This is a genomic window from Pseudoalteromonas sp. THAF3 (genome assembly GCF_009363775.1).
In the GTDB taxonomy this organism is placed as follows: domain Bacteria; phylum Pseudomonadota; class Gammaproteobacteria; order Enterobacterales; family Alteromonadaceae; genus Pseudoalteromonas; species Pseudoalteromonas ruthenica.
The window spans coordinates 2,372,424-2,386,235 of the sequence record NZ_CP045418.1; the positions used below are offsets into that span (position 1 = coordinate 2,372,424).

Sequence of the window (13,812 nt, forward strand, 5' to 3'; positions counted from 1 at the left end):
AATAGGAACGCATTTTGCTTCTTAGCTTCATACGTTAGTATAACTACGCTAGAACGCCCAGTTTTTGACGCTTCGTAGTTATACCCTGTTTTACCCAATAAGCATAGTCGAAACATGGTGAGTATGTTCAAAAAAATTCAACTTTTCCAAAGCTTATGGTTAATAGCCGGTGTATTAATAAGCTCAACGGCTGAGGCAAACAACGGCCAACAACAGCGCTATGATCGCCACGCTTTGCAAACGCTTGCTGAGCAATACATCACAGATCAAGCGCACATTCAGCCCGATCAAGAGCTACAAGTGCAAGCGATGGACTTAGATGCGCGCATAGGTCCCAGAGAGTGTGCAGTAACACCGCAAGCCTCTACGGCTAGCGCTCCGCCATTTAATCGGCAGGTAACAGTAAAACTTAAGTGTTCAAGTCCTGCTCTTTGGAGTCAGTATGTCCATGTACGCATCAGTAAGCTCTCTACTATCGTGGTCGCCAATGATCACATTGCCCGTGGGCAAATTATTAGTGCTGATGATTTAACTACTGAGCAGCGTCCGCAACATTTTGTTCGCGCTCGCTACATAGAGCAGCCAGAAGTTATTGTCGGCAGCCGCAGTAAACGCAGTATTCGCAGAGGATTGCCAATTAGTATGAATCAGTTGTGTATGGTGTGTAAGGGCGATAATGTGAGCATAATTGCCCGCTTTAACGGACTCACTATAAAAACATCTGGAGAAGCGCTAGAAGATGGCGGTGTCGGTGATAATATTCGCGTGCGTAATGTAAAGTCTGGCCGGCTGATCAATGCCAAAGTAACAGCAGTGGAAACCGTGGCGGTTAATATTTAAATTTTATGCTAAAGTATTGGCTAGAATGGCCGATAAACAGTGCAAAGGTCAATATAGCTTAGGTAATTAGTGATGGTGAATCAAGTCAACAAAGGCCAGCAAGGCTCGGTGTACAACACACCACAAAATAAAGTGGAGCAACAAAAGCTCAACCAAACGCAAACACAAGGTAATGAGGCAAACGCAAAGGCCAGTACGAAGGCTGCAGCGGACTCAGTAAGCCTTACCCCACAAGCAAAGCAAATGAAGTCTTTGCAAGAGAAGGCTGAGCGCTCATCAGGGTTCGACCAACAAAAGGTTGACGAATTAAAGCAAGCTATCAGTGAAGGCAAATATCAAGTAGATAGTGAAAAGCTTGCTAAAAACATCGCTGCGTTTGAGTTCGATTTGTATGGCTGATTCGGCACTTAGTGTGGCTCTCGGTCAACAGCTCTCAAGTTTACAAGACTTGCTACAACTACTTGAAGATGAGCTGAGCGCTATTGCCGGGCGCAGTGGTGATGAACTGAAGGAATTAACGCCTAGAAAAGAGCGGGCGCTTGTTCAAATTAAGCAACAAGACCAGCATATTGCTCAGCTATTAAAAGCGCAAGAGCAAGAGATATTAGCGCCGCACCAAGAGATGATAGAGCATGCACAGACTTTATTGCTAAAGTGCAAACAGCAAAATCAAGTGAATGCTCAGGCTGCTCACAATGCTCAGCTCACCGTCAAACAGCTCAAAGATATTCTTATCGGCGCACCAAGTTCATTAACCTATGCTGCCGACGGCGGGATTGACCGCAGCGAAAATAAAATCGTAAAGAACTTAAAAGCCTGAACCTACTAAGCTAAATATTGATTTGAAAAAGGGAGCCTAAGCTCCCTTTTTTACCTCTTACAGCTCGCCTTTGCCTGAGCTATCCAGCATCGCTTTGATCACTTCATCATCGCCAACAGTGGCGTAATGTGAGGCTCCTCCAAAGCCATGCTCCTCGCTCGTTATGGTTTGCTCTGAGGCTAAATCATCAAATTGAGCTAATACCTCTTCTGCCTCATCAGGATTATCCAAAATAGCCTCAGCGCCTAACAAACCCGATTCACTGATAGCTTGCTCGGCATTGACTGTGATTTCTTTTACTTGGTTAAACTCGGTAAACTGCTCACCATTTAAGCTCAAGCTTACAGCTTCATAATCCAGAGTCTCAACACTGGCATAATGGCTTTGACTATCAGTTTCTTCAACCACCACCTCTTGAGCGAAAGCGCTGACCTCTAGAGGTTGCTCTGCTGACGAGTTTTCATAAATAGAGCCACTATCAAATACCTGATTATTGGTATCTTTGACTAAGTAGTTGCCTGCAGCGTCTATGGTCACGAAATAAAAATCCTCCCCACTGAATATATCTAAATCTAGCAAAGAGAGCGTATATCCCCAATCACCATTCGCATCCGTGGTCGTGCTCGGATACGTGCTCAGAACAGCCAAGTCAATGCCCAATAGGCCAACACCAATTAAGCTGGAACCAAGAATGTAGATCTCTGTACCCGCAGGCGCCGTTCCCTCTGCTGATGGTAACACTAAGCCCAAAATCCCGGGATCAAAATCAGTGACTTCAAAGCTAATTGGGGTTGTGTCTATAGTACCAGTACTTACGACGCTGCTGGTATTCCCTGCTTGGTCGGTGACGCTCGCGGTCACAGTACATGGTCCATCGACCAATACTAAGCTCGCGCTAATAGACCAGTCACCATTACTATCTGTGGTAGTGCTCACCGTATGAGCAGTACCCGCTCCATCAACAAATTGTACGCTTACTTGAGCATTCGACTCATTAGAGGAGCCACTTACCTGCGGTGTGCTGTCATTTGTGAGAGCTATACTGCCCGCATCAATGCTTACTGTCGGTGCAATGGTGTCTATGGTACCTGTGCCACTAACACTGCTGCTATTGCCAGCACTATCAGAAGCACTGACGGTTACGGTGTAACCCCCTTCAGCAAGGCTGGGGGCAGACACCGACCAGTTGCCACCGCCATCTACCGTCGCACTGAGTGTGTATGTATCACCATTACTATCAAGCACACTAATACTCACCGCCCCGCCAATTTCACTGCATGTACCGCTTAGCAGAGGCGTGGCATCGTTCCCCAACCCTAATGGGTCAAGGGTCACGCTTACGCCTTGAGTATCAATATTCCCAGTGTTAGAAACTGTGGTGGTATTGCCCGCGTCATCCACTATCGTTGCACTTACGGTAAAAGTGCCTTCAGATAACGCAGAGGGCGTGACAGCCCAAGTGCCATCTACTGCTACAACAGTTGAAATATTTTGGCTATCACCATTGCCATCAATGACCGTGATAGAAACAGTGGCTCCTATTTCATCACATGTCCCTGAGATAAGCGGGGTATTGTCATTGCCGTTTGCAGGCACGTTCACGCTCAGGCTAGGGGCGGTGGTATCCACCTCACCGGTTGCGCTCACTTCGGTTAGGTTGCCAACGTCATCACGTACTGCCGCCTCTACAGTAAAGCCTCCCTCAGCCAGCGCCGCAGACACAGCCACAGACCAGTTACCATTTGAGGTTGACGCTTGCAAGGTTTGCTGGTCACCGAGCGCATCGGTCACTATCACCTCTACTACAGTGCCATCAGCCACATCTGTTGTACCACTGATAACTGGCGTGCTGTCATTAGTTAAGCCAAGGGTATCAATGCTAAGAACAGGTGGTTCATTATCAAAATCGAGTGTACTGATGGTGGTCGTGTTGCCAGCGGCATCAGAGGCTGACGCAGTCACATAGGCTAATGTCAGAAGCGGCACTGTTAAATTAACTAAAGTCCAATTGCCATCAGCATCGGTGATCGCTGTGTATGTTAAGCCAATTGCTCCTCCGACGAGGTGCTCAGTGATAGTGATTTCACTGCCTGCGGGCAAGTCTGATGTACCAGATAAAGAAACTAGATTCCCTAACAAAAAGGAAGGCACTATGGTTAATTCAGGACCTATAGTATCAATGACAGCACTTTGTGAATCAGTACCCGTATTGCCTGCATCATCAACAATAGTCACGGCCACAGTATAAGTACCATCGGCTAACGCTGAAGGAGCGGATACCTGCCAATCACCATTGACATCAGTAGTAGTAATGACGCTTTGACTGTTCCCCTGAGAGTCAGTAAAAGTAAGTGTTAATTGGCTGTTCGCTTCGCTTGAGCCTCCAGAAACAAGGGGAGTATTGTCGTTAGTGAGCTCAAGTGGGTCAATATTAACAGTGGGAGCAATAGTATCGATAACACCCGTTTCAGAATCCGTTGAAGTATTGCCAGCACCATCATCAACGCTGGCTGTGATAGTAAACTCACCTTCTGCCAGCGCTGCACCAATGTTTGCGCTCCATGTACCATCTGCACCGACTGCGGCGCTCAAGTTCTGAACATTACCAAGAGCATCAACTACAACTATTGACACCACAGCCCCAAGCGCAGCGCCCGCTGAGATACCAGAAATAACGGGGGTGGCATCGCTTATCACTCCTACGGGATCAATCGTAATCCCTGGACCGGCAGTATCAACTGTACCGGATTCACTATCGGTGCCCTCGTTTCCTGCGGCATCAGTAATGCTGGCGGTAATATCAAAATCCCCCTCAGCAAGTGCAGTAGGCACCTCAGCTGTCCAACTGCCATCACCGGCTAACAGTGCCGTAAAACTCTGACTATCTCCGCTGGCATCGACTACGGTGATTGATACAACATCTCCCTCATTGCCTTCAGCACTGCCGCTAATAACAGGGGTTTCATCATTCACGCTGCCAATGGGCGAAATGGTCACTGTGGGGGCTGTAATATCCACTTCGCCTTGGACTTGATCATTAGCCTGGTTACCGGCATTGTCACTGACTTCGGCGGTGATAGTGTATTGCCCTTCCGCTAAAGGCGTGGCGAGCGACGCACTCCAAGTGCCATCATCTTGCACCGTCGCCTGAATCGTCTGGGTATTACCACTGGCATCGACCACGGTGATAGCCACCGTTGCTCCAACCTCAGAACTACTGCCAGTAATGATTGGAGTCGTGTCATTGCCTATACCCGGGTTGTCGATGGTCAAATCCGGTGCGCTGGCATCAATACTGCCCTGCGCTGACGCTTGGGTGTTATTCCCTGCTTCATCAGTCACTGATGCAAGTACAGTATAATCCCCTTCAGCTAACGGCTGGGAGGCTTCTACCTGCCAGCGGCCATCGCTTTGCACCACTGCTGTTAACGTTTGCGTCGTACCATCGCTATCGGTGACCTCGATACCCACGCTTGCGCCCACTTGCGAACTAACACCAGAAATAATAGGCGTGGTATCACTTTGCGCTCCAAGCGGATCAATACTGAGCGTCGGAGCCGTAACATCTATTTGCCCTTGGGCATTTGCCTGCGCTTCATTTCCTTGGGCATCAGTAACACTCGCTGAAACGGTAAACCCCCCCTCAGCAAGCGCCTGCGGGACAGACACTTGCCAACCACCATCTGCCGCCACCACCGCTGTTACGGTTTGTATCTGCCCATTTGCATCTGTGAGAATCAAATTTACTGCGGCACCTATTTCACTGCTAGAACCTGAAATCGTTGGTGTTACATCATTGGTAGGTGATAGCGGGTCGATGCTCAAATCGGGAGCATTGGTATCAATTGTTCCACTTGCCGTTGCTGATGTGCTGTTTCCAGCTTCATCGCTCACACTGGCCTCAACTTGGTATCCCCCTTCAGCAAGCTCTGTCGGCACCTCTACTTGCCAACTTCCGTCGCTTTGCACCACAGCAGTGAATGACTGAGTTGTGCCATTCGCATCAACCACTTCGACCGCTATCGTTGCTCCTATTTCATCACTTGTTCCGGAAATCACTGGGGTGGGATCGTTCGTGACTCCCAAAGGAGTCAAGGTTAGGCTCGGCGCTGTAGTATCCACCTCACCTTGAGCAGTATCATTGGTACTGTTGCCGGATGCATCAACCACACTCGCCTGCACTTGGTAAACACCCTCACCTAGCGGTTGTTGAGTTTGCACCTGCCAGCTACCATCTTGCTGAACTGTCGCTTCTAATGTTTGTCGATTACCCTCAGCATCAGAGACAATCACAATAACGGTGCCCCCGACTTCACTACTGGTGCCAGTAATAACGGGGGTTGTGTCATTGGTAATCGCAGGAGAATCGATCGTTAACTCCGGCGCACTGGCATCTATAACTCCTTGCTCGGTATCGCTGGCGCTATTACCTGCCGCATCAGTGACACTAGCCTGTACCTCAAATCCTCCCTCAGCCAGTGCCTGTGACACCTCCACCTGCCAGCTACCATCTGCCTGGACGACAGCCGTTAAACTTTGCGCAACTCCCACCGCATCTGTAACCAATATATTGACGGTAGCGCCGATTTCATCACTACTACCTGAAATTAACGGTGTACTGTCACCAGTTGAGATCAATGGTTCAATATCTAAACTTGGAGCAGTGGTATCTATATTGCCTTGCTCGGTATCGCTGGCGCTATTACCTGCTGCATCAGTGACACTTGCCTGTACCTCAAACTCTCCCTCGGTCAGCGCTTGTGGCACCTCCACCTGCCAGCTACCATCTGCCTGGACGACAGCCGTTAAGCTTTGTGCTACTCCCGCCGCATCTGTCACCAATATATTGACGGTTGCGCCAATTTCATCACTGCTACCACTGATTATTGGGGTGCTATCACTTATAGTTGCTAAAGAGTCAATGACTATACTGGGTGCTTGGCTGTCCAATAAACCAGACTCTGAGTCACTGGCTTCTAAGCCACCCGCCGCTACAGATGCGGTCACTGAGAATTCGCCTTCGGCCAATGGCTGAGCCACATCAATTTGCCACTGACCGGCAACAGCTGTCGTGGTTATACTCTGCTCATTTCCCAAAGCGTCAACGACAGTGATAGTGATCACACTGCCATCAGGGGCATCCGTGCTGCCCGCTAGACTCGGCGTACTGTCGTTTGTGGTGCCAATCGCAGCGATATCAATAGTTAAACTCTCTAGGTCAGTGTCACCATTAAAGCTGCCCAGTGCCTGCGCTTGGCCAATATTCCCTGCTTCATCAGTGCTGCTAGCAACAACACTGAACTCCCCTTGCACCAATGGTTGTGTGACTTGCACTTGCCAAGTGCCGTCCTCCCCCACAGTAGCGACCAGTGTTTGGGTAGCGCCTGCTGCATCTGTAATGAGCACATTCACTGCTGCTCCAGCCTCTAAATCGCTGCTCCCCGAAATAGCTGGCGTCGGGTCATCTTCATCTATAGGTGTAGCGATAACAATAACGGGGGCTGTGGTGTCCAGCTCCCCTGATGTTGTTCCCACCACAGTGTTTCCCTGAGGATCGGTGGCCGTAACCGTCACTTCGAACGTACCGTCTGCTACCTCATCAGAGAACACCACCTGCCATTGACCGTCATCATCAATAACCACTATCTGCTCAACCGAAACACCATCAGCTGTAGTCAATGTCACAGTCGCAGTTTGCCCTACCATATTTGTACTGGAGCCACTGACTTGAATGTCTGGGTTATTAGTCAAACCAATAGGTGCCACCGTAATAACACCACTCTCACTATTCTCACCATTTTCACCATTCTGTGTTTCTGGCAGCACCCCATCGCCGGTGTTCTCAACCGTTATCGCACCTTGATTCTGAGCACTAAAATCGTCATTTAAGGTCAATTGCTGACCTGATAGCGTTTCGCTGATACGTGTGAGCTGTACAAAAGAGGTACCTCCTCCACCAGCGGCGCCTCCACCCGCACCAGCAGCGGTTGCTTCTAATGCATCGAGAATGTCACCGTCACCTTGTAGTGCATCCAAAAAAGAGGAAATACTGGGATCTTCGTTAGTGGCAAAAGAAGAGGGCTGCTGTGCTTCAAGCTCTTTGAGAGCTTCAACGACACTTTGCTGTGCAACTTGATGTTCATCCATGTTCACGCCAAGTTCAGCTAAGGTATCCGCTCCTATGGTTAGGTGTTGATTAGCTGGGATTTCAAACTCGCCGCGAGTGCTTGAAAGTATTATCGAACTTTGCGCTTGGGTCATTATCTGCGAATCCTGGGCAATAATATCGCCAACACTAACAAGCTTCACCTCCCCACTAGGCAAACGTACAAATACTTCCCCAACTACCTCTTTTACAATTAATTGCTCCATGACGGTGTCCTCACTGAATTTGGCCGACAAATAAAGTGTAGAAGGTAGTTAGCTGAGTGTTATTGGACAGAGGTCCAATTTTAATGGGAAAAAGCAATACTTTTGTACTAAGCCTAAAAAGTAAAAGAGGTACAAAGAGTAATTTTATTGCACATCTTACGATTCTCGACTAAATCATATTGTACACATGGCAGTACTGGGTTTCTTTAACAAAACTGGGAGGTTAGCATGGATCATGAACAAATTAACAAGGAGTTCATAGGTCTTAAGCCACGACTACTAACCGTCATTGCACTGGCTACGATGTTCGCAAGCTCGTTATCACACGCACGCTCCACTGAGCCACTTTCTTACGCCGCCAAGCAAGCACTTGAAGCGAACCCACAAGTCAAGCAACGCTGGCATGAATTTAAAGCGTCAATGCATGGAGTCGATGCTGCATTCTCTGGCTATTTGCCCAAGGTCGACGTGAATGCAAGTACCGGTTACGAGACTCGCAATTACGGCATTGATGATGACTACGCGCGCAATACCGCCGAGTTGAGCGTAACCCAAATGCTCTATGACGGCTTTCGCACTAGCAACGAAGTTGAGCGGTTTGAGCAAATCCAGCTAACCCGTTACTTTGAGCTACTAGCCCAAGCACAACAAACCAGTTTAGAGGCCGCTACCGCCTACCTTGATGTTATTCGCTACAACAAGCTGGTGGAGTTAGCAGAGCAAAATCTTGAACAACACCAAATAGTGTTTCAACAGATTGAGCAAAGCGTCGGTGCAGGGGTAGCCAGAGCAGCCGATCTAGAGCAAATCACCGGACGCTTGTCTCTGGCCGAGTCTAACGTTATGACTGAGCTTGCTAACCTGCACGATGTCAATGCTCGCTATCTACGGATTGTCGGCGAACTGCCCCCTAGCAACCTCGACGAGGCGGGGGTCGATGACGAACAAATTCCATTTTCTATTAATAAAGCTTTAGCTCTGGCATATGAAAACTCTCCGCGCTTTTATGCCACGCTTTATGGTATCAGCGCAGAGCAAGCCTTTGCACAAAGCCAAAAGTCCGGATTTCACCCCAATGTGAACTTATCCGCTCGTTATGGCATGCAAGACAGGGATGAGCTTGGTTTTAACACAACTCGCTCTGAAGGCCGAATTGGCATCGATGTAAGCTACAACCTGTTCAATGGTGGGCTTGATAGTGCCAATCTCGAGCAAGCATACGAACAAGTTAATGTTGCTAAGCAACAGCGCGACTTAGCCTGTTTAGAGATACGCCAAGGCGTGCAGATCGCCTACAATAATGTACGCATTTTGGAGCGTAAGCTACCGGCCTTAGCGCAGCACCAGGCCGCCTCTGAAAAGGTCAAGCTGGCTTACAAGGACCAGTTTGATATCGGTGAGCGGACATTGCTGGACGTGCTTGATGCTGAGAATGAGGCGTTTCAATCCAGCCGAGCCTATATAAATGCCGAGTATGAGCGAATGAACAATGTATTGGCGATGCTAGCAGAGATGGGCGGGTTACTCGAAGCTTTGAGTATTACCAACGAGGATTACCCGACTTTAAGTGAGTTAACTGAGTCACCGCTTACAGCAGATAGCGAGCACCTTTGCCCCAAAGTGGATGTTGCCAGCCAAATGTCTCGCAAATCTTTTCTTACAGAGAAAAAAAAACGCGACAACGCCTATAAAAGCATAAAAATAGATACCTCTTTACCTGCAGCGGGTCTAAGCAGTAACGCCGCTATTATGGGTGCTGATGACGATAGTGATGGCATTGCCAATGATAAAGACCAGTGTCCGGCCACACCATTTGCAACCGAGGTCGACGCCCAAGGCTGCACTAAATATACAGCGGACACGCGCTCGGTGGAAATAGGAATTCCCTTTGCCTTCGACTCTGACGTGGTGATGCCGCAATACTACGCTGAAATTGAACGCCTCGCGACGTTCTTAAAACAGCACCCTGATAAAACCGTTGAAATCCACGGCCACGCGTCACTCGATGGCGAGCCACAGTATAATAAGCGTCTATCAGAGCGCCGCGCTTTTGCTGTTACCGAGATTCTTATCAATAACTTCGGTATTTCTGCGCAGCGGGTCACTGCCATGGGCTTTGGTATTGAACAGCCTATCCAGAAAGAAATTTCGGTGCGCGCCAACGCGCTCAATAGGCGAATTGAGGCCAAAATCAACAGCTAATCACCTACTGGAAATGGCGTTTTATGAATATGGATCATGCTCACGGTGGTGCCTTAGCGGATTGTTTAGCGATAATATGCAATTATCATAATCGCCCCTTTTCCGGCGAGGCGCTTATCGCTGGCCTTCCTCTTGTTGACGATAAGCTCACTCCTTCTGTGCTGTCACGCGCCGCCAAACGTGCTGGCTTTAAGTCGAAGCTCGTACATCGAGACCTTGATGCGGTTAATACTGCTTTACTGCCCGCCATTGTATTATTGGCAAACAATCAAGCCTGTGTGCTGCTAAGCTTCGATAAGCATAACGAGCAAGTATCTGTGATTTACCCTGAACTTGCAGATACGCCAGTACAACAAAGTACTGGGGAGTTTGAAAAAGCCTATAGCGGCGCGGTTATCTACCTTCAGCCTGAATTTGCCTACGATGCCCGCGCGCCTCTGACTAATAAAAATAGCCGCGCCGGGTGGTTTTGGCCGATCATCAAAGAATGTCGCTCGCTGTATCGCGATGTGATTATTGCCGCACTATTCATAGGCTTGTTTTCAGTGACTATGCCGCTGTTTGTGATGAACGTATACGACCGCGTTGTCCCAAACCAAGCCGTACATACCTTATGGGTTTTAGGTATTGGCGCTATGTTGGCGCTCAGCGCCGACTTGGTGTTGCGTTTGATGCGCAGTTACTTTCTTGAATTAGCCGCGAGCCGTATCGATGTGAAAGTCTCAGCCACCATTATGGAGCGTGTACTCGGCATGCAACTGAAGAATAAACCCCAATCTTCAGGTTCATTTGCCGCAAACCTTCACGCTTTTGAGTCTATCCGTGGGTTCTTTAGCTCTATGACCTTAGTGGCGTTAGTCGATTTACCCTTTGTATTAATTTACGTATTAATTATCGCACTGATTGGCTTAGAGCTAATTGTGCCGCTGATCATTGGCGCTATAGTCATTTTGCTGTACGCCCTTGCTAGTCACAATCGCCTTGAGCAGCTAAGTGACAACACCATGAAAGTCAGTGCCATGCGCAATGCCGTGCTGGTTGAGAGCTTGAACAACCTCGATGATATCAAAGCCTTTCATGGAGAATGTAAAGTGCAATCAGCGTGGGAACGAGCGACACTGTATTTAGCGCGTATAAATGCCCAAAGCCGTTTGCTCAGTGCCTCAATTACTAATCTGTCTACCTGGATGCAACAAGGGGTCGGCATTGGCCTTATCATTGTCGGCGTGTACTTGGTGATTGACGGCGAATTAACGCAAGGCGGATTGATTGCCGCGTATCTGTTGTCTTCTCGCGCCATGGCCCCAATCTCGCAAACAGCCGCTGTGATGGCACAATATCACCACGCTGCTACGGCTATGGATTCGCTTAATGAGATAATGGACAAACCAGTGGAGCGGCCAGAGGGCAAACACTGGGTATCTCACCCAATCATTAACGGCCACCTTAAGTTAGATCAAGTTAACTTTAGTTATGATGAAAACGCAGTGCCTATTATACGCAACGTGTCACTGCAAATTAATGTCGGTGAGCATGTGGCCCTGGTCGGTAAAAATGGCTCTGGCAAAAGCACCATTGAGAAGCTTCTTATGGGGTTATATAGCCCTAATGCAGGCCATATATTAGTTGATGACATTGATATCGGCCAACTCGACCCGGCTGAGCTACGCCACAATATAGGATATGTTCCCCAAGACGTGAGCTTAATGTACGGTACGTTAAGAGACAACATCACGCTTGGTGCGTGGCATGCCGAAGATGAACAAATAATAGCAGCTGCAGAGAAAGCTGGTCTGATGGAACTTATCAACGCCCATCCTGACGGCCTTGATTTGCAAGTTGGCGAACAAGGAAAGTTACTCTCTGGCGGACAACGCCAAGCCGTTGCTCTGGCTCGGGCCCTCATCAACGACCCCCCAGTGTTGCTATTGGACGAGCCCAGTGCCGCCCTAGATCACAGCAGTGAGCAACGGTTAATTCATACCCTAAAACACTACTGCTCAAGCAAAACGCTAGTGCTTGTTACCCATCGTTCAGCCCTGCTGGAGCTTGTTGATAGAGTTATAGTCATGGATAAGGGCCAAATCATCGCCGATGGAGATAAAGCGACGATCACCTCTCACTTGACGAAAAAATCGGTGAAACACGCATCATGAAAGAGCAAGAACACCCACCATCCAGTATTGAACAAGCGAGTTTTGAGCGCTTAGGCCGAGGCATTCAACGCAGCGCCAAAAAGGGGTTATTCAATCGTCTGTTTAATGGTTTCTTCGTGCCTCCCAATCAGCAAGACTGGGTGGCTGATGCGCATTGGCAGCAAATGCAACAGCAACCACTGGCGGCGCGCGGTCTTCTTTATGCTATAGCCGTGGCGATTATACTGCTACTAGTGTGGGCCGCCTACGCACAACTAGATGAAGTGACACGCGGCGAAGGGCGGGTGATCCCCTCGCAAAAACTGCAAATTGTGCAATCTTATGACGGAGGCATGGTCGAGCAAATTCTCATCAAAGAGGGACAAATTGTTGAACAAGGAGACCTCCTCGTTAAGGTCGACCCGACTCGGTTTGTTTCCAGCCTGCGTGAAAGCCGCGCCCAATATTTAGGGCTAAGCGCAGAAGTGGCTCGCTTACAAGCGCTCACCGCAGATACTGAACTGGTATTTAGCGATGAATTAAAGCAACAGGCGCCTAATGCGATTAAGTATGAGCAAGCCCAATATCGCAGTAACAAGCAGGAATTGACCCAGCAAATTCGTATTCACCAACGGCAATTAGAACAGCGACGCCAAGACTATAATGAAACAGCGGCAGCCATTGAGCAGTACCGCGCCAGCTTAGCACTAAGCCAACGAGAACTGAGGGTAACCCGACCATTACTGCAATCTGGAGCCGTCTCTGAAGTCGATATAATCCGCTTAGAGCGACAGGCTGTGGACTTACAAGGTGAGATCAAGCGCGCCCAAGCGGCATTGAAGCGAACCCAGGCAGCGATTGAAGAAGCGCAAAGTAAAATTGATGAAGTCGAACTGACCATGGTGAACCGCTGGCGCGACCAACTTTCCGACTCGATGCTACGCCTCGACGCCTTGCGGGAAACACAAACGGGGCTTGCTGATAAGGTTACACAAACAGATATTCGCTCGCCAGTTCGCGGCACTGTGCAACGCCTATTGGTCAATACTGTGGGTGCGGTGTTACAGCCTGGCAGTGACTTGGTGGAGATCATCCCACTTGATGATCAACTACTTGTGGAGGCCAAAATTGCGCCACAGGACATTGCCTTTTTACGCCCTGGGCAACCTGCGATGATCAAACTCACAGCTTATGACTTTACTGTTTATGGCGGGTTGGAAGCCCAAGTCACTCATATCAGTGCCGATACTGTCACCGATGAGCGCGATAACACCTATTACTTAGTGCAACTAAAAACATCGCGCGGCTCATTGAGCGAGCAACTCACGATTATTCCGGGAATGACAACTCAAGTGGATATTATCACCGGGCAAAAAACGGTTTTAGACTATCTATTAAAGCCTATTCTTAAAGCCACTTCTCAGGCGATGACGGAGCGTTAGC

Annotated in this window: 7 protein-coding genes; 6 read left to right on the forward strand and 1 reads right to left on the reverse strand. The window is 48.8% G+C overall.

Annotation, left to right across the window (positions count from 1 at the left end; translation table 11 throughout):
- Positions 1-123: 123 nt before the first annotated feature.
- The 3 genes from flgA to flgN all read left to right on the forward strand — a co-directional run bounded on the left by flgA (position 124) and on the right by flgN (position 1,660).
- The gene (flgA, locus tag FIU82_RS11075; RefSeq protein ID WP_171035360.1) at positions 124-840 is read left to right on the forward strand and encodes a flagellar basal body P-ring formation chaperone FlgA; all 717 of its coding nucleotides are present in this window, start codon (positions 124-126) and stop codon (positions 838-840) included.
- Between the two features lie 72 nt (positions 841-912).
- The gene (flgM, locus tag FIU82_RS11080; protein ID WP_022944062.1) at positions 913-1,239 is read left to right on the forward strand and encodes a flagellar biosynthesis anti-sigma factor FlgM; all 327 of its coding nucleotides are present in this window, start codon (positions 913-915) and stop codon (positions 1,237-1,239) included.
- Positions 1,232-1,660 carry a flagellar export chaperone FlgN gene (flgN, locus tag FIU82_RS11085; protein WP_138507739.1) on the forward strand — a complete coding sequence of 143 codons (429 nt, stop codon included), beginning with the start codon at positions 1,232-1,234 and terminating at the stop codon, positions 1,658-1,660. The genes flgM and flgN overlap by 8 nt, the downstream gene beginning before the upstream one ends.
- A gap of 57 nt (positions 1,661-1,717) precedes the next feature.
- Here flgN and FIU82_RS11090 read toward each other — a convergent pair whose 3' ends face one another.
- The gene (locus FIU82_RS11090) at positions 1,718-8,032 is read right to left on the reverse strand and encodes a retention module-containing protein (protein ID WP_152441079.1); all 6,315 of its coding nucleotides are present in this window, start codon (positions 8,030-8,032) and stop codon (positions 1,718-1,720) included.
- 228 nt (positions 8,033-8,260) lie between these two features.
- On the opposite strand from FIU82_RS11090, the gene FIU82_RS11095 reads away from it, so the two are divergent.
- Genes FIU82_RS11095 through FIU82_RS11105 form a run of 3 tightly spaced genes read left to right on the forward strand, consistent with a single transcriptional unit; the run spans position 8,261 to position 13,811 of the window.
- Positions 8,261-10,234 carry a TolC family outer membrane protein gene (locus FIU82_RS11095; RefSeq protein ID WP_138587859.1) on the forward strand — a complete coding sequence of 658 codons (1,974 nt, stop codon included), beginning with the start codon at positions 8,261-8,263 and terminating at the stop codon, positions 10,232-10,234.
- Positions 10,235-10,257: 23 nt separating this feature from the next.
- Positions 10,258-12,390 (forward strand): type I secretion system permease/ATPase, encoded by a 2,133-nt coding sequence (locus FIU82_RS11100; protein WP_152441080.1) that lies wholly within the window; start codon positions 10,258-10,260, stop codon positions 12,388-12,390.
- Complete coding sequence (locus FIU82_RS11105; RefSeq protein WP_152441081.1) at positions 12,387-13,811, forward strand: HlyD family type I secretion periplasmic adaptor subunit; 1,425 nt, start codon at positions 12,387-12,389, stop codon at positions 13,809-13,811. The genes FIU82_RS11100 and FIU82_RS11105 overlap by 4 nt, the downstream gene beginning before the upstream one ends.
- Position 13,812 lies beyond the last annotated feature (1 nt).

Excerpts from the sequence above, each read along its gene's own strand:
- flgN (WP_138507739.1), top strand. The coding sequence starts at position 1,232 with ATGGCTGATTCGGCACTTAGTGTGGCTCTCGGTCAACAGCTCTCAAGT.
- FIU82_RS11090 (WP_152441079.1), bottom strand. The coding sequence starts at position 8,032 with ATGGAGCAATTAATTGTAAAAGAGGTAGTTGGGGAAGTATTTGTACGT.
- FIU82_RS11095 (WP_138587859.1), top strand. The coding sequence starts at position 8,261 with ATGGATCATGAACAAATTAACAAGGAGTTCATAGGTCTTAAGCCACGA.
- flgM (WP_022944062.1), top strand. The coding sequence starts at position 913 with ATGGTGAATCAAGTCAACAAAGGCCAGCAAGGCTCGGTGTACAACACA.
- FIU82_RS11100 (WP_152441080.1), top strand. The coding sequence starts at position 10,258 with ATGAATATGGATCATGCTCACGGTGGTGCCTTAGCGGATTGTTTAGCG.
- FIU82_RS11105 (WP_152441081.1), top strand. The coding sequence starts at position 12,387 with ATGAAAGAGCAAGAACACCCACCATCCAGTATTGAACAAGCGAGTTTT.
- flgA (WP_171035360.1), top strand. The coding sequence starts at position 124 with ATGTTCAAAAAAATTCAACTTTTCCAAAGCTTATGGTTAATAGCCGGT.